The organism is Aeromonas sp. sif2433 (assembly GCF_019218705.1).
Taxonomy (GTDB): Bacteria; Pseudomonadota; Gammaproteobacteria; order Enterobacterales; family Aeromonadaceae; genus Aeromonas; species Aeromonas encheleia.
In genome coordinates, this window is the sequence record NZ_JAHUXD010000010.1 from 160,750 (window position 1) to 181,709 (window position 20,960).

Sequence of the window (20,960 nt, forward strand, 5' to 3'; positions counted from 1 at the left end):
ATAAAACAGGAGCTCCAGGCCCCTGTTTGTGGGGGTAAACATAACGAAGCGAGAGCACTACCCCCTTTATAAACTGGGGGATTCACTTAACAAACAAGAGTACTAGGCTCTCTGTTTGTAAGGAAATTCACATAACAAAACAGGGGCACCAGGCCCCTGTTTCTATTCTGCTTTTGCCGCAGCCTGATCGGCTTGGCCCTTGGCGAATGCCTCGGACAGGCTGATGTACATCTGGGAGATGACCCCGGATGCGACCGGCTTCTTGTCCTTGTCAAACAGGGTGATGGAGGTCTTTCCTCCGGCCATCTCGCCGAGCTGGAAGCGATACTTGTCTTCCTCCAGCTTGAACGGCTCGGCCCCCTTGGCCTGCCAGAACTCGGCACCCGGATCGTCATACTCGACGTCGATCCAGCCCAGGGACTGCTGGGTATCCTTGATGACGAAGCCGTAATTTGGCAGCACCTGATTGAGACGGCGCCACACCTGTTCGAAGGAACCATCGGCAATCCAGGCGCTCAGCTCGTTGTTGTCGAGGCCAAGCTCCATGCCCATGCCATCGTTGGACTTGTGCTGCTCGCGAGCCTTGAGCTGCTTGTCGTAGTAGAGGGAGAACTGGTTCAGGGCGCGGGTCGCGTAGCGTTGGCCATCGGCCGCGGTCAGCGCTGTGGTGGTCTCGCCGTCGTAGGTCTCTTCGTGCTCCAGCACCCGCACCGACATGTTGACGGCGTGGCGCTGGACATCGTTGTGCAGGGTGAACTGATAGCGCTGACGAATGCGGAAGTCTTCGTCTTCCTCACCCCAGCCATCGAGCGCACCGGTGTTGTCGAACCAGCCGGTCTGCAACACGCCGCCCTGCTGATCCAGCTGCTCGGTGGTCACCTTGTGCTGGGCCAGGAAGTTCATCAGGAAGGACCAGGTGTCACGCTCCACGCTCTGGCTGGTGCTCAGGGCATAGAAGGCCAGGGTAGGCTCGCTGGCATTGGGTACGACCTGGCTGCCGGGGACCACGGTCAGCAGCTGGGCAGGAGGACGCACATCGACCTTGGCGCCGATGGCACCCTCGCGGCTGCTCTCGGGCAGGGCCGGAATGTCGAAATTGCTGTTAAAAGCGGGGGCACTCAACCCGGCGGGCACGAGGAAGGCACGACCTTCGAGGCGGTTCTCTTCGTACTCGAAGCCACGGTTGGCCATCTTGCGATCCTGGGGTGAGCTACAGGCTGCCAACACGGCAACGGTCGCAACACTCAGCACCAGGCGCACTGCATTTCCCTTTCCATTTGCTTTAAACACTCGCCATCAACTCCGCAGTCGTCAGTGCTCGGGTCATCGCTCGCTCGCCCTCGGGGGTGAGGTCGGTGAGCGGCAGACGCAAGGTCGCCGTCGCCATCAATCCCAGTCGGGCACAGGCCCACTTCACCGGGATGGGACTCGGTTCGCAGAACAGAGTCTGATGCAACGGCATCAATCGATTGTTGATATCATGAGCCAGACCGGCATCACCGGCCAGCGCAGCACGACACATGTCGGCCATCTGGGCCGCCGCAATATTGGTGGTGACTGAGATGACTCCGTCCCCCCCTTGCAGCATAAAATCACATCCACTGGCATCATCGCCACTATAAAGCGCAAAATTCGCTCCGCACAGCTCCCGCAGCAGCGGTGTCCGGTCGAGATCACCGGTGGCCTCTTTCAGGCCTATGATGCCGGGCACCCTGGCCAGCCTGGCCACGGTCTCCGGTTTGAGATCGCAGCAGGTGCGACCGGGCACATTATAGAGAATTTGAGGCAGACCACTAGCCTCGGCGATCGCACAATAGTGACGATAGAGGCCTTCCTGGGTGGGTTTGTTGTAATAAGGGGTCACCGAGAGGCCTGCCACCACGCCGGTTTGGGCGAAACGGCGGGAGAGTGCGATGGCATGGGCGGTGCTGTTGGAGCCACAACCGGCGATGACCGGGATACGCCCGGCGGCAAACTCGACGGTTTTTTCCACGACGGCGATGTGTTCCTGCTCGCTCAGGGTCACCGACTCCCCGGTGGTCCCCACCGCGACAATGGCACTGGTGCCGGCGGCGACATGATGATCGACCAGGGCGGCCAGACTGGCCCAATCGACTTCACCCGAGGCCAGCATGGGGGTAACGAGCGCAACAATACTACCGCGTAACATGGATTTTTCTCCCGATTTTCAGGGGCGTTATGGTAAAGCTGCCCCCTTTGAAAAACAAGGGAGGCGAGGGACAAGCCGTGTTACCATCCGCCACAAAACGCAGCAATGCAGGCGTGCAGGACATGGCCCCAAGCTTGGCCTCCATGCCCAGGAACAGAGCGCGCTGCAAACGCCTTCGCAATAATGGACGAGAGACGATTTATGACTCACTACCTGGTCGTAACGGCCATCGGCACGGACAGGCCTGGCATCGTCAATGAGGTTACCCGTCACGTCAGTGGCTGCGGTTGCAACATTGTCGACAGCCGTCTTGGCATCTTTGGTAACGAATTCACCTTCATCATGCTGTTGTCCGGTGACTGGAACAGCCTGATGCAACTCGAGATAAGTCTGCCCCTGCGCAGCCAGGAGTGGGATCTCATCACCATGATGAAGCGCACCGAGCGCCACCACTCCCTGCAGTACGACATCAGCGCCAGTGCCGAGGTCCTGATCCGGGATCAGCCCGGCATCGTCAGCCAGTGCACCCAGTTCTTCAGCGATCATGGTTGGGACATCCAGGCCATGCAGACCATTACCCTCGAGCAACAGCCGTTCAACCTGCTCAAGGCGAGCTTTCAGTTGAACCTGGCCAAGCAGGGAGAGTCTGGTGAATCCAAGGCGGCCTTCGCCGAATTCTGTCGTGAACTGGGCGCCGAATCGTTCGAGTTCCTCATCAATCACAAATACGCCTGACGGCTCAGGAGACCCCATGCAACCACTACAAGCTGGCACCCAGGCCCCCGACTTCTCTCTCTCCGATCAGGATGGCATTCAGGTTAGTTTGTCCTCCCTGCGCGGCAAGAAGGTGCTCATCTATTTCTACCCCAAGGCGATGACCCCGGGCTGCACCACCCAGGCCTGCGGCCTGCGTGACGTCAACGCCGAGCTGGCCGCCCTCAATGTGGTGGTACTCGGCATCAGCCCGGATCCGGCCAAGCGCCTGAAGAAATTCGAAGAGCGCGACAGCCTGAACTTCCGCCTGCTGGCCGATGAAGATCATGCCGTAGCCGACGCCTTTGGCGTCTGGGGCCCGAAGAAGTTCATGGGCAAGGAGTATGACGGCATCCACCGGCTGAGCTTCCTCATCGACGAGGAGGGCAAGGTGGCCCACCGTTTCGACAAGTTCAAGACCAGCGATCACCATCAGGTGGTGCTCTCCCTGATCAAGGGCCAGTCGGCGGGTGTTTGAATCACCTCGCACCTGATAGAGAGAGGGCCTGCAGTTGCAGGCCCTCTTTGCTGATGCGCTTCGTCTTCAGAAACTATGGGGCACGCGGCTGCCTGCCCCGACCCACCTGCGAGCCCTGGGTCGCGGCGAGACCTTATGATGGCTTGCACCTGATGGGGTGCCTTGGTGGTAGATCATCTGGCATGGCCAAATGACGCTTACATTTTTGCCTCTCCACCACACAATACAAGTCGGCCAGGACACATTTAATTAACCGGGTCGCCGGCGGTTTTGATTTCCCCTCTCCCGTTTTTCTCGCCAACCTCCCCTGCCAGATCAAAAAATTCATCTTAGATATGGGTTAACGTGGCTGCAGATTCATTTTCCAGTGAGACAGCCCATGAACATGAGCCACACCGAACGCCTGATCCTGAGCAATCAGTACGAGATCCTGGCCAAACTCAATCCGGAAAAGGCGCCGTTCTACCAGCGCGCCAGCACCATAGTCGAGCGCGGCTACTGCCTGCAGATCCTCGAGCTGGAGAAGAGCTTCGGTCACCTGGATCTCGCCACCTGCCAGGAGGTGCTGGACACCCTGGAGCTGCACCATGCGCTGGCCATCTCCTGGGGCAACCTGGACGCCGCCAGCCAGGCCGAGGTGAATGCCAGCCGACTGAGCTTCAACGGCTACAGCCGCAGCCAGGAGCGCGAGCTGGCGGATTATGTCTGCTTCCTGCTGGAAGTGGACAAGCGTTTCCCCGAGCTGCCGTGCCCCTGTGACGAGCTCTCCAGCGACATCGCCATGCGTGACAAGTACCAACGCATGCTGGCGGCCTGGCGTCAGTGCCCCCGTCAGTACAAGCTCTCCATCCAGGAGATCAGCAAGGTGCTGGCGGCCTGAACAGGCTCATGAAAAAGGCGCCCTTGGGCGCCTTTTTGGCCGTGCTATCGGCTCATTCGTAGAGGAAGGATTTGTCCAACTGCTTGAAGGCGGCATTGAGGGTATCGGCCAGCTCCTCATAACGGGGCCGCGCCACCAGCTGGCGGTGACCGCCCTGCTCGTTCATCTTGCCGTTGATCTCCCGATACCAGCTGGCAAGAGAGGGAGGAAGCCGGGTATCGGCGCGCTGGCCAAGCCAGTAGTAACCCTGCAGCGGCAGGCTGAGCAGAAACAGCACCGAGGCCATGACCGAAGGCCAATAATGCAGCTCGCCAAACTGGAACTGCAACATGACGCTGAACACGGCGAGCGCCGGGATGGTCTTGAGGGCAAACTCGGTGGCCTTGATCACCCGATTCTCGGGGAACAGGGAATTAAGCTCGGGACGGCGCGGCCAAAGAGTCATATAATGACGGCCTTGCTGTAACTTAGTTCCAAAAATGTTCATGCTCATGCTACCTCCGAGCTCTTTTTGAACGTATTAACGGCAAAACCTCGACAATATTTGAGGCTCAATAACAAAGGTTGAGGATGACTTTGTTATTTTTCAACAATCAGGTTATCCTTTGTACGCCTAATTTTTATGCCAACGGCCCGCCGTTGGCCTGTCAGGGACGTCTGGATTTCGGGTCTTGTATCACTATACAAGGGGCAAGCAACAGATTGCCAACCCTCATAAGGATAAGTTGATTGTTTTTGGACGCACCGCGTCCGGCGCATCCTCCAACCCAACCCAATCTGCGATAGGATTTATTCATGAGTAAGCTGGTTCTTGTTCTTAACTGTGGCAGCTCGTCCCTGAAGTTTGCTGTCATTGACGCAACCACCGGTGATGATCTGCTGTCCGGCCTGGCCGAGTGTTTCAACCTCGACGACGCCCGCATCAAGTGGAAACTGAATGGTGAGAAGGGTAGCGCCGATCTGGGTGCCGGTGCCGCTCACCAGGAAGCGCTGGACTTCATCGTCCACAAGATCCTGCCGCTCAACCCGGAACTGTCCAAGAACCTGATCGCCGTCGGCCACCGCGTGGTTCACGGTGGTGAGCAATTCACTTCCTCCGTGCGGATCTGCAAAGACGTGATCGCCGGTATCGAAGCCGCCATTCCTTACGCTCCGCTGCACAACCCGGCGCACCTGATCGGTATCCGTGCCGCGCTGAAGGTGTTCCCTGAGCTGGCCGAGAAGAACGTCGCCGTGTTCGACACCGCGTTCCACCAGACCATGCCGGAAGAAGCCTTCCTGTACGCCCTGCCGTACAAGCTCTACAAAGAGAACGGCATCCGTCGCTACGGCGCCCACGGCACCAGCCACTACTACATCAGCCTGGAAGCCGCCAAGCAGCTGAACAAGCCGGTGTCCGAACTGAACATCATCAACTGCCACCTGGGCAACGGCGGCTCCGTCTGCGCCATCAAGAATGGTCAGTCCGTCGACACCTCCATGGGTCTGACCCCGCTGGAAGGCCTGGTGATGGGTACCCGTTCCGGTGATCTGGATCCGGCCATCATCTTCTTCCTGCACGACAAGCTGGGCATGAGCGTGGCCGAGATCAACACCATGCTGACCAAGGAATCCGGCCTGCAGGGTCTGACCGAAGTCACTTCCGACTGCCGTTTCGTTGAAGACAACTACGACAGCAAGGAAGAAGCCAAGCGCGCCATGGACGTGTACTGCTATCGTCTGGCCAAGTACATCGGCGCTTACGCCGCCGCCATGGACGGTCGTCTGGATGCCGTGGTCTTCACCGGTGGCATCGGCGAGAACTCCGCCCCGATCCGTGAGATCACCCTGAACAAGCTGGGCCTGCTGGGCTTTGACGTCGACCACGACGCCAACCTGGCCGCTCGCTTCGGCAAGGGTGGCGAGATCACCAAGGCTGGCTCCACCAAGGCCCTGGTTATCCCGACCAACGAAGAGTGGGTCATCGCCCACGACGCGCTGGAACTGGTCGGCGCATAATTTAGCTGTAGAGCAAGGCCGCCCCCGGGCGGCCTTTTCCTGATCCCAAAAAATGAACAAGGGGTAATAAGTGGCACGCACTATTATGCTCATCCCGGTCGGCACTGGTGTCGGCGTAACTTCCGTGAGTCTTGGCGTCGTTCGCGCCATGGAACGTCACGGTGTCAATGTCAGCTTCTTCAAACCGGTGGCTCAGCCGCGTCCGGGTGAAACCGGTACCGAGCGCTCCACCGCCGTGATCCGCGCCGCCGCCAACATCAATCCGCCCGAGCCGTTCGCCCTCTCCTACGCCGAGAACATGATCACCTCCAGCAACACCGATATCCTGCTGGAAGAGATCGTGGCTCGCTTCGAAGAGCACGTGAAGAGCAGCGGTGCCGAAGTGGTGGTGATCGAAGGTCTGGTCCCGACCGACAAGCAGCCGTTTGCCAACAAGCTGAACTACGACGTGGCCAAGGCGCTGGATGCCGACATGGTGTTCGTGACCCATCCGGGCAACGACTCCAGCCAGAAGCTCAAAGAGCGCATCGAGCTGGCCTGCTCCAACTTCGGTGGCGTCAGCAACCCGCGTATCGTGGGCTGCGTGATCAACAAGGTCGGCGCACCGGTTGACGAGCATGGCGTGACCCGCCCCGATCTGACCGAGATGTTCGAGGCCCATCACCACACCTCCGACTCCGCTCATAACCTGGAAGTGCTGCAGGTCTTCGGCAAGAGCCCGCTGCGCATCCTCGGTTGCATCCCCTGGAACACCCAGCTGATCGCCCCGCGCGCCAAGGATCTCGCCAAGCACCTGGCCGCCAAGATCCTGCACAAGGGTGAGCTGGACAGCCGTCGCCTGCAGACCGTGACCTTCTGTGCCCGCTCCATCCACAACATGATCGAGCACTTCCGTCCGGGCAGCCTGCTGGTAACCTCAGGCGATCGCTCCGACGTCATCGTCTCCGCCTGCCTGTCCGCCATGAACGGCGTCAAGCTGGGTGCCCTGCTGCTGACCGGTAACTATCATCCGGAGCCGCAAGTCATCGCCCTGTGCCAACAGGCCATGGCCACCGGCCTGCCGATCATGATCACCGGCACCAACACCTGGCAGACCGCCGTCAGCCTGCAGAACTTCAACGTCGACATCCCGGAAGATGACCGCGAGCGGATCGAACTGGTGCAGGACTATGTGGCTGGCCACATCGACAAGCACTGGATCGAGTCGCTCTCTGCCAAGTCCACACGTTCCCGTCGTCTGAGCCCGCCGGCGTTCCGTTATCAGCTGACCGAGCTGGCCCGTCAGGCCAACAAGCGCGTCGTGCTGCCGGAAGGGGAAGAGCCGCGGACCATCAAGGCTGCCGCCATCTGTGCCGAGCGTGGCATCGCCCGTCCGGTGCTGCTGGGCAACCCGGAAGAAATCCGTCGCGTCGCCGAACAGCAGGGTGTGGTACTGACCGATCGCGTCGAGATCATCGACCCGCTGGAAGTGCGCGAGCGCTACGTGCCGCGTCTGGTCGAGCTGCGCAAGAACAAGGGCATGACCGAAGTGGTTGCCCGCGAACAGCTGGAAGACAACGTGGTGCTGGGCACCATGATGCTCGAGCGTGGCGAGGTGGACGGTCTGGTCTCCGGCGCCGTGCACACCACCGCCAACACCATCCGTCCGCCGATGCAGATCATCAAGACTGCCCCGGGTTCGTCGCTCATCTCCTCCATCTTCTTCATGCTGCTGCCTGATCAGGTGCTGGTATACGGTGACTGCGCCATCAACCCGGATCCGAGCGCCGAACAGCTGGCCGAGATCGCCATCCAGTCCGCCGACTCCGCTGCCGCCTTTGGCATCGAGCCGCGCGTCGCCATGATCTCCTACTCCACCGGTACCTCTGGCGCCGGCGCGGACGTAGAGAAAGTGCGTGAAGCGACCGAGCTGGCCAAGGCCAAGCGCCCGGATCTCATCATCGACGGCCCGCTGCAGTACGATGCTGCCATCATGGAGAACGTGGCCAAGTCCAAGGCACCGAACTCACCGGTCGCGGGTAAAGCCACCGTGTTCGTATTCCCGGACCTGAACACCGGCAACACCACCTACAAGGCGGTACAGCGCTCCGCCGAGCTGGTCTCCATCGGCCCCATGCTGCAAGGCATGCGCAAGCCGGTCAACGACCTGTCCCGCGGCGCCCTGGTGGACGACATCGTCTACACCATCGCCCTGACCGGGATCCAGGCCGCCCAGGCCGAGGCAGCCGAAGCATAAGTTCGCCCTATGCTGACACTGCTAAAAAACCCGCCGAGAGGCGGGTTTTTTTATGGCAGGCGGGCGAGCTGTTGATCCGCAAGATCAAATCAGGATCCTGACCGGATCCCGAATACTGGCACCAACGCCTGCCTGGCAAGGGCGAGGGGATAAGCAACCACTCACTGCCGCCACAGGGGATTGGACACTTGCGATCCAGTCGGGATCAAATAGAAATACCCCTTTAAGATCAGCAAACTAACGCCAGACACACCGCTAATCTACAGAGTTTTCCACAGCTTTTGTGGATAGTTTACCGATCATTTGAAAGAAAATGACAGACTCGCTCTGCCCCCTCCCCCCATGGTACCCATGACAAAGGGGCTCCGAAGAGCCCCTTTGGGATGATGCAGCCAACCAGCGGTATCAGGGACGCAATGCCTTGTCGGCGCGAGAGATGCCGCAGACCCCTGAGCGCACCACCTCGATGATCTCGTTGGTCTGGGCCGCCGTCTTGATGAAGGCATCCAGCTTCTCACTCGTCCCGACGAGCTGCACCGTGTACTGCTCCGGGGTCACGTCGACGATCTGGCCACGGAAGATGTCCGCCAGCCGTTTCAGCTCGTCGCGGGCGCCACCGGCGGCGCGAGCCTTGACCAGGGCGATCTCCCGCTCGATGTGTTCACCTTCGCTGAGATCGCACACCTTGAGCACGTCCACCAGCTTGTGCAACTGCTTCTGGATCTGCTCCAGCACCCGCTCGTCGCCCATGGTGACTATGGTCATGCGCGACAGGGTCGGATCCTCGGTGGGGGCCACCGTCAGGGTCTCGATGTTGTAGCCGCGTTGGGAGAAGAGGCCCACCACACGACTCAGGGCGCCGGACTCGTTTTCCAACAGAACGGAAATAATATGTCTCATCAGATTTCCCCCGCCTTGCTCAGCCACATCTCATCGACGGCGTGATCCACCAGTACGACCGAAATAATATGTTCCATCGTCAGGTTCTCTCCGTCTTGCTCAGCCACATCTCGTCCATGGCACCAAACTTGATCTGCATCGGATAGACATGCTCATCCGGGTCGACCGAGATGTCCATGAACACCAGCCGATCCTTCAGGGCAAAGGCCTTCTCCATGGCGCTCTCCAGCTCCGCCGGATCGCTTACCGCGATGCCGACGTGGCCATAGGCTTCCGCCAGCTTGACGAAGTCCGGCAAGGATTCCATGTAGGAGTGGCTGTGACGGCCGCCGTAGAACATCTTCTGCCACTGCTTGACCATGCCGAGGGCACGGTTGTTGATGGAGATGATCTTGATGGGCACCCCGTACTGCAGGCAGGTGGAGAGCTCCTGGATGTTCATCTGCACCGAGCCGTCGCCGGTCACGCAGCACACCACCGCATCCGGGTTGGCGAACTGGGCGCCCATGGCGGCGGGAATGCCGAAGCCCATGGTGCCGAGGCCGCCGGAGTTGATCCACTGGCGCGGCTTGGCGAAGGGGTAGTAGAGCGCGGCAAACATCTGGTGCTGACCCACGTCGGAGGCGACGAACGCCTCGCCCTTGGTCACCTTGTAGAGCGCCTCTATAACCTGCTGCGGCTTGATCAGGTTGGGGTGGGTCTCGTAGGCCAGGCAGTTGCGGGAACGCCACTGCGCTATCTGCTCCCACCACTCCGTCAGCGCCTGCTTGTCATTGTCGAAGCCGCACTCACGGATCACCTCCAGCATCTGCTCCAGCACGGTTTCCACCGAGCCGACGATGGGCACGTGGGCCTGTACCGTCTTGGAGATGGAGGTGGGATCTATGTCGATGTGGACTATGGTGGCATTGGGGCAGAACTTGGCCACGTTGTTGGTGACACGGTCGTCGAAGCGGGCACCCACGGCGAAGATCAGATCCGCGTTGTGCATGGTCTTGTTCGCTTCGAAGGTGCCGTGCATGCCGAGCATGCCGATGAACTGCGGATGGATGCCGGAGAAGGCCCCCAACCCCATCAGGGTGGTGGTCACCGGCAGGTTCAGCAGCTCGGCCAGCTTGGTCACCAGATGATCCGCATTGGCGTTGATGGCGCCACCGCCCACGTACATGACCGGGCGCTGGGCCTCGGTCAGCAACTTGGCGGCCCGCTTGATCTGGCCCTTGTGTCCGGCCTTGGTCGGATTGTAGGAGCGCAGCGAGACGGACTCGGGATACTGATAGGGGAACTTCTCTTTCGGGTTCTGCACGTCTTTGGGCAGATCCACCACCACAGGCCCCGGGCGGCCACTGGCGGCAATGTAGTAGGCCTTCTTGATGGCATCGGGAATATCGCTGGCCTTCTTGCACAGGAAGCTGTGCTTCACCACAGGACGGGAGATGCCGATCATGTCGGTCTCCTGGAAGGCATCTTCCCCGATCATGCTGGTCGGCACCTGGCCGGACAGGATCACCAGGGGGATCGAGTCCATGTAGGCGGTGGCGATACCGGTGATGCAGTTGGTGGCGCCAGGACCCGAGGTCACCAGCACAGTGCCCACCTTGCCGGTGGAGCGAGCGTAGCCGTCCGCCATGTGCACCGCGGCCTGCTCGTGCCGCACCAGGATGTGTTCCATCTTGCCGTTTTCGAAGAGAGCGTCATAGATGTCGAGCACTGAGCCACCAGGGTAGCCAAAGACGTGCTCCACTCCCTGATCTTCCAGCGCTCTAACTACCATCTGGGCGCCTGATAACATCTCCATGATAAAGCCCTCCAGGCTTTGCTCCGTTAAGCAAAAACTATCGACAGTCCGCTGCTTCCCGGCAGCGCCGATCCGTCTCTTGTTGTTGTCTGCATCCAGACCAGGCGAGTTCGGAGCCGTCGATAGTAGAAAAATAGGTTTTTTCCATCATTCACCCCAAAATCGGGTGAAAAACCAACTTAACCCGCCTGTGAACGCTTGTCCACGGCTTTGTCTGACCAGAACAGTCATAAATTTCAAACAGCTATTAACATTCAGTGACTTGGTTATCTGACCGAAAAGAAAGCGGGGGGGATGGGAGGGAAACCAGCGGATCATGCTGCAAATTCAGGCCGAGACGGAAATAAATGGCCCACCCGCCAAGGGTGGGCCCTCAACCAGCCTGGGACTCAATGGTCCTGTTCGGGCTCCACCAGCCAGATCTGCTGATCCGGATCCGTCTCCTCGCAGACCGAGATGCTGACCCCCATGTCCAGTAGTTCATGGAGTGTCAGATTGTCCGCCAGGGTCATGGTATCGCCGTTTTCATTGGTAAAGCGCATGTTGTCCGTCCTCTCCTTGATGGGATCATTTCAGTCTAGTCAAAGGCGCTGAGTTGCGATAACCAGGGGCGCGTCAATGCCATGCGCCCCTCCAGCTCGCTGAGACGATCGCACACCTCCTCCGGGAAGAGGGTCCTGGCCCACAGGCGGCGGGACAACTGCTCGATCCCCTCCACCGCGCCGGCTGCCAGCCAGTCGGCCAGCTCGGCCGCCACGTCTGGATAGCGGATGGCCCCCGGCGCCGGCGCCTCCAGCCAGGCTCTGACCCCGTTGGCGTCCAGGGTCTCCATCAGCTGGGCCAGCCCCATCAGCTCCAGGGTCTTGCCATTGGTCAGCTGCTCGAACTGGCCACCGAGCGGCTTGACCAGCAGCTTCTTGCCGAGAGATAGCGCCTCCGAGGCCAGCTCGAAACCGGCATTGGTGATGACCCCGCGGCAACCGGCCAAGATTTGCTTGAAGCCTTCTCGCGCCAGGGGCTCGAAGTGAATGTTGTGCCACTGGCTAGGGGTGCGGATAGCGGGGTGGAAGCAGACGAAGTGCTGCTGGTTGAAGCGCGACAGCAGGGCCGCGATCTGCTCGGTCTGTTCGAATGGCAGGTAGACCAGGATCTGGTGATTGTCCGGTGCCAGCGCTATGGGGTCTATGATGGGGGGCAACAGCGGCTGACCGAAGTGAAACCAGTGCAGCCCCAACGACTGCCGGACCGGGGCGAAGCGGCGCATCAGCTGGCGGCTGAAGCCGCTCTCCCCCCAGCGCGGAATGGACCAGTCGAAACTGGCCTGATGGCTGATGGTCAGGCTCGGCTTTTGCCAGCGACGGGCGGCATGGGCGCTGAGTGGCTCGAAATCGCTGATCACCAGATCGTAATCTCGGCAGTCGAGCGCCCGCATATCCTGCCAGAAACGCCAGGGAGAGAGCCCCTTGAGGGTACGCCAGCCCGAGATGCTCCCCTCGTGACTGACGAAGCTGATGCCGGCGAAGGTGCGATAATGCCCGAACTCGCCCATCTCGAAGTAACCATCGGCCGGCCGGCCGCTGAACAGGTAATCGACCTCTATCCCCCTGGCCTTCAGCGCCCTGGCCAGGGTGCGGCTGCGACTGATGTGACCGTTGCCGGTACCCTGCACGCCGAACAGTATCTTCATCCCTGACTCCCGCTCAATGCCCACAAGGCGCAGCCACCACCGAGCAGGGCGCCGGCCATCAGGTCGCTCAGATAGTGCACCCCGAGCAACAGCCGCGACGCCCCGACCAACATGGCCCAGAGGAACAGCAGCGGGGCCCAGAGCGGGAAGCTGGCGGCCAGCACCGTCGCCATCAGGAAGGCGGCGGCGGTATGACCGGACGGCAGGCTGTAGCGATCTGAGGGGGTGATGAAGACCGGCAACCCCACCGGGCGCTGGCGTTTCAGGGCGTTCTTGAGCAGCAGATAGAGCGGCAGTTCGAGGGCGAAGGCCAGCACGGCGATCTGCACCGTCTCGCGCTGCGCTGCCCCCTGCCACCAGAGCAGGGCGGCCAGCACGGCATAGAGCGGACCGTCGCCGGTGCGGGAGATGGCCCGGCTGATCCTGGCCTGCGGGCGGTTGTAAGGATGGAGCAGGCAGAGACGGCACACCCGCAGGTCCCATTGCTGGATCTTGTTCATAACCCCTCCTTCCCTGACGTCTTGCTGCAGACTAGGGCGGCGGGGTGACACTTGGTTGAAGGACAGATAACAGATTTGTGAAAAGCGCGATGAAAAAAGGGCCGAGCGGCCCTTTTCTGGAGTGATGCGAGTGAAGACTCAGTTCACGGAGGCGCGCAGCCCGCTTTCCATCAGTCGGCAGTTGTGGTCAGCCAGTCGGCTCATGAAGTGCTCGTCCACGGTCAGGCCGAACACCTGCTCATAGAGATCCTTCATCACGAACGGCTGCCACATCATGCTGAGGAAGGAGATCTTCAGCATCTCGGGATCCAGGTTGTCACCGAGCTGGCCGCTGGATCTCATGGATTCCAGCAGGGCATCGAACTGGGGCAGCTGACGCTCCAGCAGGCGGTTCAGCACAAAATCCCGGCCCGGGCTCTTCTCGGTCGATAACGCACTGGAGATGGCGGAGGTCAACTCGCTGTTGGGGGCCATCACCTGATAGTAGGTATTGAGCAGATCATTGAGGCTGCGATTGCTGCTCTCGTCATGCCAGGCCTGATCCAGCGGCTCGGCCACATCCCCCAGCACGGCCTTGTAGAGGCCCTCTTTGCTGCCGAAGTAGTAATGGATCATCGCCAGATTGGAGCCGGCCAGCTCGGCGATCTCGCGGGTCGTCACCTTGCTGTAGGGCGTGTTGAGAAAACGCTCGCGCGCGGCGGCAAGCAGCTTGTCACGGATGTCGGAGCGTCCGACCGGACGACCTGGTCTGCGTTTTTCCATGGAATACCTCAGATAATTCAGCAATAGCTGATAAGTCGATCTGAATCGTGCGGGTGATCGAGTACAGCAGGAATAACCAGATGATCAGGCATGAACCGAATATGGGACAAGGAAATTTGCATTCCTTTACAATCCGATTAAATAACATAGCGGATTGAACCTGTCGGTTCGTGTTGACACAGCATAAAAATCTCGATATTGGTAGAAGCGTTATCGACTGGAAGGATTGAGTCATCATGCCTATTGCCGCCCCGCTACTACTGCTTTCCCTAATCGCGACTCGTCGCGCGGGATCTTTGTAGCCGGGCTATGGCATAGCCGGAATTTACAAAAACCCGTGCACCCCGCACGGGTTTTTTTATGCCATGCAGGGTGCCGGTACCGAACTTAGGAAGAGGGAAGTCACATGTCAGATCGGGTCATCATTTTCGATACCACCTTGCGTGATGGTGAGCAGGCCCTGTCGGCCAGCTTGACGGTCAAGGAGAAGCTGCAGATCGCCCAGGCCCTCGAGCGGCTCGGGGTCGACGTCATGGAGGTGGGCTTCCCGGTCTCTTCCCCCGGTGATTTTCTCTCGGTGCAGACCATAGCCCGCCACATCAAGAACAGCCGGGTCTGCGCCCTGGCCCGTGCCCTGCCCAAGGACATAGACGCCGCCGGCGAGGCCTTGAAGGTCGCGGAGGCCTTCCGTATCCACACCTTTATCTCCACCTCCTCCATCCACGTGGAGAGCAAGCTGAAGAAGAGCTTCGAGGATGTGCTGGAGATGGGCATCAGCGCGGTCAAGCATGCCCGCCGCTACACCGACGACGTGGAGTTCTCCTGCGAGGATGCGGGCCGCACCCCCATCGATAACCTGTGCCGCATGGTCGAGGCCGCCATCAAGGCCGGCGCCCGCACCATCAACATCCCGGATACCGTCGGCTACACGGTGCCGACCGAGTTCTCCGGCATCATCCAGACCCTGTTCAACCGGGTGCCTAACATCGATCAGGCCATCATCTCGGTGCACTGCCACGACGATCTCGGCCTGTCGGTGGCGAACTCCATCGGCGCCGTACAGATGGGGGCCCGCCAGATCGAGTGCACCATCAACGGCATCGGCGAGCGAGCGGGCAACTGCTCCCTGGAGGAGGTGGCGATGATCCTCAAAACCCGCGCCGACCTGCTCGGGGTTCACACCAACATCCGCCACAGCGAGATCCACCGTACCAGCACCCTGGTCAGTCAGCTGTGCAACATGCCGGTGCAGCCGAACAAGGCCATCGTCGGCGCCAATGCCTTCTCCCACAGCTCAGGCATCCATCAGGACGGTGTGCTCAAGGCCAAGAACACCTACGAGATCATCACCCCCGAGAGCATCGGCCTGACCCAGAACAGCCTCAACATGACTTCCCGCTCCGGCCGTCACGTGATCAAGCACCGCATGGAGAGCATGGGCTACCTCGAGAGCAGCTACGACCTCGACGACCTCTACGGCAAGTTCCTGACCCTGGCCGACAAGAAGGGGCAGGTGTTCGATTACGATCTCGAGGCGCTCGCCTTCTTCAGCCAGATCCACGAGGAGCCCGAGCACTTCAAGCTGGAATACCTCGGCGTGCAGAGCGGCAGCTCGGTGCTCGCCACCGCCTCGGTCAAGCTGAAGGTGGGTCAGGATCTGATCTGCGAAGCGGCCACCGGCAACGGTCCTGTGGATGCGGTCTACCAGTGCATCAATCGCATCACCGGCTACGAGATCCGCATCGACAAGTACGAGCTCAAGGGCAAGGGGGAAGGCAAGAACGCCCTCGGCCAGGTCGACATAGTCGCCGAATACAAGGGCCGCAAATTCCATGGCATGGGGCTGGCCACCGACATCATCGAGTCCTCGGCCCAGGCCCTGGTCCATGTCATCAACAGCATCTGGCGCGCCGATCAGGTCGCCGAACAGATGGAACGCAATAACAGTATCAAATCGGAAACAGTCTGAGCGGATGGAGCTCAATAACGACATCAGGACGGAGACCGCCTTAACAGTGATTGGATCGCCGTATCGGGTCGCTGAGCAGATGGCGCTCAATAACAACATCAGGACGGAAACAGTATGAGCAGTTATCGGATCGCAGTATTGCCGGGTGACGGCATTGGCCCGGAAGTGATGGCCGAGGCCATCAAGGTGCTGGCCAAGGTACAGACCAAATTCGGCTTCTCCCTCGACTATGATCGCCACGACGTCGGCGGCATCGCCATCGACAACCATGGCACCCCGCTGCCCCCGAGCACTATCGCCGGCTGCGAGGCGGCCGATGCCGTGCTGTTCGGCTCGGTCGGCGGCCCCAAGTGGGAGCATCTGGCCCCCAACGATCAGCCGGAACGCGGCGCCCTGCTGCCCCTGCGTGCCCACTTCAAGCTGTTCTGCAACCTGCGTCCGGCCCGCATCTACACCGGCCTCGAGCAGTTCTCGCCGCTGCGTGCCGACATCTCGGATCGCGGCTTTGACATCGCCTGTGTGCGCGAGCTGACCGGCGGCATCTACTTCGGTCAGCCCAAGGGGCGCGAGGGGGAAGGTGCCCTCGAGAAGGCGTTCGACACCGAGGTGTACCATCGCTTCGAGATCGAGCGCATCGCCAAGATAGCGTTCGAATCTGCCCTGGTGCGCCGCAGCAAAGTGACCTCCATCGACAAGGCCAACGTGCTCGCCTCCTCCATCCTGTGGCGCGAGGTGGTGACCCAGGTTGCCAAGTCCTACCCGGATGTGGCGCTGCACCACATGTATATCGACAACGCCACCATGCAGCTCATCAAGGATCCGTCCCAGTTCGACGTGCTGCTCTGCTCCAACCTGTTCGGTGACATCCTCTCCGACGAGTGCGCCATGATCACCGGCTCCATGGGGCTACTGCCCTCCGCCAGCCTGAACGAATCAGGCTTCGGCCTGTTCGAACCGGCCGGTGGCTCGGCGCCGGACATCGCCGGCAAAGGCATCGCCAACCCCATAGCCCAGATCCTCTCCGCCGCCCTGATGCTGCGCTACAGTCTGGGCCAGGAAACCGCCGCCCAGGCCATCGAGCAGGCCGTGGCCCAAGCCCTGGCCGAGGGTTACTTCACCGCCGATCTGCACCAGGCAACGGCCCGTCACCCGGTGCAGAGCACCGCCGACATGGGCTCCCAGATCGCCGCGCGCATCTGATGGCAACGGTTTGAATAACAAGGAAAGAGCAATGTCCAAGACCCTCTATCAGAAAGTGTTCGACGCCCATGTGGTGCGTGAAGTGGCAGGCGAAACGCCGCTCATCTACATAGACCGCCACCTGGTACACGAAGTGACCAGCCCGCAGGCGTTCGACGGCCTGCGCGCCATGAACCGGCCGCTGCGGCGCCCGGATCTCACCTGGGCCACCATGGATCACAACGTCTCCACCACCACCAAGGACATCGCCGCCTCCGGCGAGATGGCCCGCATCCAGATGGAGACGCTCGCCGACAACTGCAAGGAGTTCGGCGTCCGGCTCTACGATCTGAACCACCAGTATCAGGGCATAGTCCACGTGATGGGGCCTGAGCTCGGCATCACCCTGCCCGGCACCACCATAGTCTGCGGCGACTCCCACACCGCCACCCACGGCGCCTTCGGCTCCCTGGCGTTCGGTATCGGCACCTCGGAGGTGGAGCACGTGATGGCCACCCAGACCCTGAAGCAGGGCCGGGCCAAGACCATGCGCATCAGCGTCAACGGCAAGCTGGCCGAGGGCATCAGCGCCAAGGACGTGGTGCTCGCCATCATAGGCAAGGTCGGTCACGCCGGCGGCACCGGTTACGTGGTGGAGTTCGCGGGGGACGCCATCGCGGGTCTCTCCATGGAAGGGCGCATGACGGTGTGCAACATGGCCATCGAGCTCGGCGCCAAGGCGGGCATGATAGCCCCCGACCAGACCACCATCGACTACATCCGCGGCAAGGTGTTCGCCCCCAAGGGTGAGGCGCTGGAGCAGGCCATCGCCTACTGGCAGGGACTGGGCAGCGATGCCGATGCCACATTCGATGCCGAGGTGGTGCTGGATGCCGCCGCCATCGCGCCCCAGGTGACCTGGGGCACCAACCCGGGCCAGGTGATCTCCGTCAATGAGCCCATTCCGGATCCAGACTCCTTCGCCGATCTGATGGAGCAGCAGTCCGCCCGCAAGGCGCTCGCCTACATGGATCTGCAGCCGGGTCAGAGGCTCAGCGACGTCACCATCGACAAGGTGTTCATCGGATCCTGTACCAACAGCCGCATCGAGGATCTGCGTGCCGCCGCCGCCATCGCCCGTGGCCGCAAGGTCGCCGCCGGAGTGCAGGCGCTGGTGGTGCCGGGCTCGGAGCAGGTCAAGGCCCAGGCCGAGGCCGAGGGTCTCGACAAGATCTTCATCGAGGCGGGCTTCGAGTGGCGTCTGCCCGGCTGCTCCATGTGTCTGGCCATGAACAACGACCGGCTGCAACCGGGGGAGCGCTGCGCCTCCACCAGCAACCGTAACTTCGAGGGGCGTCAGGGCCGTGCCGGCCGCACCCATCTGGTGAGCCCGGCCATGGCCGCCGCCGCCGCCGTCACCGGTCGTTTCGCCGACATTCGCGCACTGTAACGAGGAGAACAAGATGACAGGCTTCAAGCAACACAAAGGGATCGTCGTCCCCCTCGACAGCGCCAACGTCGACACCGACGCCATCATTCCCAAGCAGTTTCTGCAGAAGGTGAACCGCACCGGCTTTGGCAAGCATCTGTTCCACGACTGGCGCTTCCTGGATGACGCGGGCTTGCAAGCAAACCCCGAGTTCGTGCTGAACCAGCCGCGTTTTGCTGGTGCCAGCATACTGCTGGCCAGGGAGAACTTCGGCTGCGGCTCGAGCCGCGAGCACGCCCCCTGGGCGCTGGCGGATTACGGCTTCAAGACCCTGATAGCGCCAAGCTTCGCCGACATCTTCTACGGTAACGCCATCAACAACGGTCTGGTGCCGGTACGCCTGAAGGAAGACGAGGTGGAGGCGCTGTTCCAGCTGGTCGCGGCCACTCCAGGCCTGCAGATCGAGGTGGATCTGGAGGCCAACCAGGTGCGCGCCGGCGCGCTGTGTTTTAGCTTCGAGATCGACGAGTTCCGCCGCTACTGCCTGCTCAACGGGCTGGATGCCATCGGGCTGACCCTGCAACACGGGGCCGCCATCGACGCCTTCGAGGCCAGGCAGCCGAGCTGGATCTGAGCCAGCTCATTCAGATGCGGGCTTGCACCGCCAGAAAACGGGTAGAATCAGCAGGGAGCCAAGGCTCCCTGTTTTCATGTCGGCGGGAGTAGAGGGTGAGCGAGGGAAGGATGGGGAGATACGGGGGCCTGGCGCTGCTCTGCGCCCTGCTGGCGCTGCCGGCGGGGGCCAGCCAGCGCTACTTCAACAACAGTGGCGGCCAGATCGACACCGGCTGGCAGGACAGCGAGGGCAAGAGCCAGCAAGTCAGCTACCAGCTGGCCCCCGGCACGCTGCCGCCGCTCATCGCCTATCGCCCGGACCGGATGCAGGAGGAGGTGTTGCAACGGCTGCTGCAGCAGGCCGTCCTCGACTTCCCCGAGGTGCAGTTCTCCCTCTCCCGCCCCGATCTGCTGTTGAGCATCAAGAGCCGCAACGCCGAGCAGGCCAGGGCTGCCCGGGACTGGGTCGGGCCGGAGCGCAGCAAGCTGGAGGCGGAGTGGCTCAAGCAGCACTACTTCCAGCCCTTTACCCCGCCCGATGGCCATCCCGCCATCAAGCAGGATCATGTGCGCATCGCCCTGGAGAGCCGACAGGAGCTGGCGCCGCTGACCGAGCTGCTGACACAGGAGGGCGCCACCGAGACGGAGGCGCAGCAGCAAACGGTGGCCCAGATGCTCGACTTCATCCAGGCCATTCCCTACCGCCTGCTCGACAGCCCCTCAGGCCGGACCGGCAAAGGCTTCCTGAGCCCCCGTCAGGTGCTGGAACAGAATCAGGGGGATTGTGACAGCAAGGTCACCCTGATGGCGGCCATGCTCGCCCAGCGCTTTCCCGAGCTGCCCCAGGCCATGGTGTTCGTGCCGGGCCATACCCTGCTGGGGGTCGCCCTGCCGGCCAAGCCGGGGGATGCGACCCTGGCCTGGGAGGGGCAGACCTATCTGTTGCTGGAGCCGACCGGCCCCGCCCAGCTGCCGATGGGCCAAATAGCATCGACCAGCAAGATGCTGGTCGATAGCAAGCAGTGGAAGGTGCAGCCGGTTCAGGTCAGAGACTGAAACTCCAGCGCCAGCAGCAGCCCCTTCTCCTCCTCCAGCACCCGCACTATGCGGGCCTGGACCTCGAACGGTGGCAGCAGGTTGCTGCTGGTCGCCAGACTGATGCGGATGAGTTGCTGCGGATCGAAGCCGTGTTCATTCACCTCGACGCCCATGCCGTTGGCACTGAGATCCCGGCAGATGCCCTCCAGCACCTGCTGATGCTGGAAGAGGGTGACCGGGGCATTGATGAGCATGCGCGCGAAGGCGCGTCTTTCCTTGGTGCTGGTGATCACTCGCATCTCCTGCTGTCGCGGCCCCTTGGGTCCCCGGGGCACAAGTTTGTGCTGGCCTCCCCCCGAGAACGTTAATACAATGCGATTCGTTGCTCAAACGGGGTGCGGTTTACCGCTGAGATTATACCCGTGAACCTGATCCAGATAATGCTGGCGGAGGAATTTGAGGCATGGCGCTCGTTTTTTGCGCTCTCATCCGCTGGCACCTGACCATAGCAGAAGTGCCAGCGCTGAGATTCATGCGGCTGGCACCTCAGGACCCACAGGAAGTGCCG

General features: G+C 61.2%; 20 protein-coding genes and 1 riboswitch. Of the genes, 10 read left to right on the top strand and 10 right to left on the bottom strand.

Features of this window, described 5'->3' with window-relative positions:
- Positions 1-162 precede the first annotated feature (162 nt).
- Positions 163-1,290 (bottom strand): outer membrane protein assembly factor BamC, encoded by a 1,128-nt coding sequence (gene bamC, locus KW825_RS16100; protein WP_218291718.1) that lies wholly within the window; start codon positions 1,288-1,290, stop codon positions 163-165.
- Positions 1,283-2,170, bottom strand: a complete 888-nt coding sequence (gene dapA / locus KW825_RS16105; protein ID WP_218329775.1) for a 4-hydroxy-tetrahydrodipicolinate synthase — start codon at positions 2,168-2,170, stop codon at positions 1,283-1,285. The genes bamC and dapA overlap by 8 nt, the downstream gene beginning before the upstream one ends.
- Before the next feature lie 201 nt (positions 2,171-2,371).
- Between dapA and KW825_RS16110 the strand changes: the two genes are divergently transcribed.
- From KW825_RS16110 to KW825_RS16120, 3 genes are all read left to right on the top strand, one after another.
- Complete coding sequence (locus KW825_RS16110; RefSeq protein ID WP_042654275.1) at positions 2,372-2,905, top strand: glycine cleavage system protein R; 534 nt, start codon at positions 2,372-2,374, stop codon at positions 2,903-2,905.
- A gap of 16 nt (positions 2,906-2,921) precedes the next feature.
- The gene (bcp, locus tag KW825_RS16115) at positions 2,922-3,401 is read left to right on the top strand and encodes a thioredoxin-dependent thiol peroxidase (RefSeq protein WP_218329776.1); all 480 of its coding nucleotides are present in this window, start codon (positions 2,922-2,924) and stop codon (positions 3,399-3,401) included.
- Between the two features lie 379 nt (positions 3,402-3,780).
- Positions 3,781-4,281, top strand: a complete 501-nt coding sequence (locus KW825_RS16120; protein WP_033128739.1) for a YfbU family protein — start codon at positions 3,781-3,783, stop codon at positions 4,279-4,281.
- A 52-nt stretch (positions 4,282-4,333) separates the two neighbouring features.
- Here KW825_RS16120 and yfbV read toward each other — a convergent pair whose 3' ends face one another.
- Complete coding sequence (yfbV, locus tag KW825_RS16125; RefSeq protein WP_042654277.1) at positions 4,334-4,774, bottom strand: terminus macrodomain insulation protein YfbV; 441 nt, start codon at positions 4,772-4,774, stop codon at positions 4,334-4,336.
- A 302-nt stretch (positions 4,775-5,076) separates the two neighbouring features.
- On the opposite strand from yfbV, the gene KW825_RS16130 reads away from it, so the two are divergent.
- The gene (locus tag KW825_RS16130) at positions 5,077-6,279 is read left to right on the top strand and encodes an acetate kinase (RefSeq protein WP_042654278.1); all 1,203 of its coding nucleotides are present in this window, start codon (positions 5,077-5,079) and stop codon (positions 6,277-6,279) included.
- 70 nt (positions 6,280-6,349) lie between these two features.
- On the top strand, positions 6,350-8,515 hold the full coding sequence (pta, locus tag KW825_RS16135) for a phosphate acetyltransferase (RefSeq protein ID WP_042654279.1): 2,166 nt from the start codon (positions 6,350-6,352) through the stop codon (positions 8,513-8,515).
- Positions 8,516-8,920: 405 nt separating this feature from the next.
- Here the strand turns inward: pta and ilvN are convergent, their stop codons facing one another.
- From ilvN to KW825_RS16165, 6 genes are all read right to left on the bottom strand, one after another.
- Positions 8,921-9,415, bottom strand: a complete 495-nt coding sequence (gene ilvN / locus KW825_RS16140; protein ID WP_005311605.1) for an acetolactate synthase small subunit — start codon at positions 9,413-9,415, stop codon at positions 8,921-8,923.
- A gap of 79 nt (positions 9,416-9,494) precedes the next feature.
- Positions 9,495-11,213 carry an acetolactate synthase 3 large subunit gene (locus tag KW825_RS16145; RefSeq protein WP_218329777.1) on the bottom strand — a complete coding sequence of 573 codons (1,719 nt, stop codon included), beginning with the start codon at positions 11,211-11,213 and terminating at the stop codon, positions 9,495-9,497.
- A gap of 389 nt (positions 11,214-11,602) precedes the next feature.
- The gene (locus tag KW825_RS16150) at positions 11,603-11,755 is read right to left on the bottom strand and encodes a hypothetical protein (protein ID WP_126623399.1); all 153 of its coding nucleotides are present in this window, start codon (positions 11,753-11,755) and stop codon (positions 11,603-11,605) included.
- 35 nt (positions 11,756-11,790) lie between these two features.
- Complete coding sequence (locus KW825_RS16155) at positions 11,791-12,900, bottom strand: MJ1255/VC2487 family glycosyltransferase (RefSeq protein ID WP_218329778.1); 1,110 nt, start codon at positions 12,898-12,900, stop codon at positions 11,791-11,793.
- Positions 12,897-13,400 carry a phosphatase PAP2 family protein gene (locus tag KW825_RS16160; protein ID WP_218329779.1) on the bottom strand — a complete coding sequence of 168 codons (504 nt, stop codon included), beginning with the start codon at positions 13,398-13,400 and terminating at the stop codon, positions 12,897-12,899. Before KW825_RS16160 ends, KW825_RS16155 begins: the two co-directional genes overlap by 4 nt.
- 138 nt (positions 13,401-13,538) lie before the next feature.
- Positions 13,539-14,162, bottom strand: coding sequence for a TetR/AcrR family transcriptional regulator (locus tag KW825_RS16165; protein WP_218329780.1), 624 nt, complete (start codon positions 14,160-14,162; stop codon positions 13,539-13,541).
- 406 nt (positions 14,163-14,568) lie between these two features.
- Here KW825_RS16165 and leuA point away from each other — a divergent pair, with 406 nt between their 5' ends.
- From leuA to KW825_RS16190, 5 genes are all read left to right on the top strand, one after another.
- Positions 14,569-16,131: a 2-isopropylmalate synthase gene (gene leuA / locus KW825_RS16170; protein WP_042654284.1), complete on the top strand. Its 1,563-nt coding sequence runs from the start codon at positions 14,569-14,571 to the stop codon at positions 16,129-16,131.
- A gap of 114 nt (positions 16,132-16,245) precedes the next feature.
- A complete protein-coding gene (gene leuB, locus KW825_RS16175) occupies positions 16,246-17,331 on the top strand; it encodes a 3-isopropylmalate dehydrogenase (RefSeq protein WP_218329781.1) in 1,086 nt (361 codons plus the stop codon).
- A 31-nt stretch (positions 17,332-17,362) separates the two neighbouring features.
- Positions 17,363-18,760, top strand: coding sequence for a 3-isopropylmalate dehydratase large subunit (gene leuC, locus KW825_RS16180; protein WP_042654286.1), 1,398 nt, complete (start codon positions 17,363-17,365; stop codon positions 18,758-18,760).
- Positions 18,761-18,773: 13 nt separating this feature from the next.
- Complete coding sequence (gene leuD / locus KW825_RS16185) at positions 18,774-19,373, top strand: 3-isopropylmalate dehydratase small subunit (protein ID WP_218329782.1); 600 nt, start codon at positions 18,774-18,776, stop codon at positions 19,371-19,373.
- Positions 19,374-19,483: 110 nt separating this feature from the next.
- Positions 19,484-20,410: a transglutaminase domain-containing protein gene (locus tag KW825_RS16190; RefSeq protein WP_218329783.1), complete on the top strand. Its 927-nt coding sequence runs from the start codon at positions 19,484-19,486 to the stop codon at positions 20,408-20,410.
- On the opposite strand, the gene KW825_RS16195 is transcribed toward KW825_RS16190, so the two are convergent.
- Positions 20,395-20,685, bottom strand: coding sequence for a PilZ domain-containing protein (locus tag KW825_RS16195; protein WP_218291708.1), 291 nt, complete (start codon positions 20,683-20,685; stop codon positions 20,395-20,397). The genes KW825_RS16190 and KW825_RS16195 overlap by 16 nt on opposite strands.
- 88 nt (positions 20,686-20,773) lie before the next feature.
- Positions 20,774-20,864, top strand: a riboswitch (TPP riboswitch).
- Positions 20,865-20,960: the final 96 nt, after the last annotated feature.

Excerpts from the sequence above, each read along its gene's own strand:
- KW825_RS16190 (WP_218329783.1), top strand. The coding sequence starts at position 19,484 with ATGGGGAGATACGGGGGCCTGGCGCTGCTCTGCGCCCTGCTGGCGCTG.
- leuA (WP_042654284.1), top strand. The coding sequence starts at position 14,569 with ATGTCAGATCGGGTCATCATTTTCGATACCACCTTGCGTGATGGTGAG.
- yfbV (WP_042654277.1), bottom strand. The coding sequence starts at position 4,774 with ATGAGCATGAACATTTTTGGAACTAAGTTACAGCAAGGCCGTCATTAT.
- KW825_RS16165 (WP_218329780.1), bottom strand. The coding sequence starts at position 14,162 with ATGGAAAAACGCAGACCAGGTCGTCCGGTCGGACGCTCCGACATCCGT.
- bcp (WP_218329776.1), top strand. The coding sequence starts at position 2,922 with ATGCAACCACTACAAGCTGGCACCCAGGCCCCCGACTTCTCTCTCTCC.
- leuD (WP_218329782.1), top strand. The coding sequence starts at position 18,774 with ATGACAGGCTTCAAGCAACACAAAGGGATCGTCGTCCCCCTCGACAGC.
- KW825_RS16120 (WP_033128739.1), top strand. The coding sequence starts at position 3,781 with ATGAACATGAGCCACACCGAACGCCTGATCCTGAGCAATCAGTACGAG.
- KW825_RS16130 (WP_042654278.1), top strand. The coding sequence starts at position 5,077 with ATGAGTAAGCTGGTTCTTGTTCTTAACTGTGGCAGCTCGTCCCTGAAG.
- KW825_RS16160 (WP_218329779.1), bottom strand. The coding sequence starts at position 13,400 with ATGAACAAGATCCAGCAATGGGACCTGCGGGTGTGCCGTCTCTGCCTG.
- KW825_RS16145 (WP_218329777.1), bottom strand. The coding sequence starts at position 11,213 with ATGGAGATGTTATCAGGCGCCCAGATGGTAGTTAGAGCGCTGGAAGAT.
- KW825_RS16150 (WP_126623399.1), bottom strand. The coding sequence starts at position 11,755 with ATGCGCTTTACCAATGAAAACGGCGATACCATGACCCTGGCGGACAAT.
- leuC (WP_042654286.1), top strand. The coding sequence starts at position 17,363 with ATGTCCAAGACCCTCTATCAGAAAGTGTTCGACGCCCATGTGGTGCGT.
- KW825_RS16155 (WP_218329778.1), bottom strand. The coding sequence starts at position 12,900 with ATGAAGATACTGTTCGGCGTGCAGGGTACCGGCAACGGTCACATCAGT.
- ilvN (WP_005311605.1), bottom strand. The coding sequence starts at position 9,415 with ATGAGACATATTATTTCCGTTCTGTTGGAAAACGAGTCCGGCGCCCTG.
- KW825_RS16110 (WP_042654275.1), top strand. The coding sequence starts at position 2,372 with ATGACTCACTACCTGGTCGTAACGGCCATCGGCACGGACAGGCCTGGC.
- dapA (WP_218329775.1), bottom strand. The coding sequence starts at position 2,170 with ATGTTACGCGGTAGTATTGTTGCGCTCGTTACCCCCATGCTGGCCTCG.
- leuB (WP_218329781.1), top strand. The coding sequence starts at position 16,246 with ATGAGCAGTTATCGGATCGCAGTATTGCCGGGTGACGGCATTGGCCCG.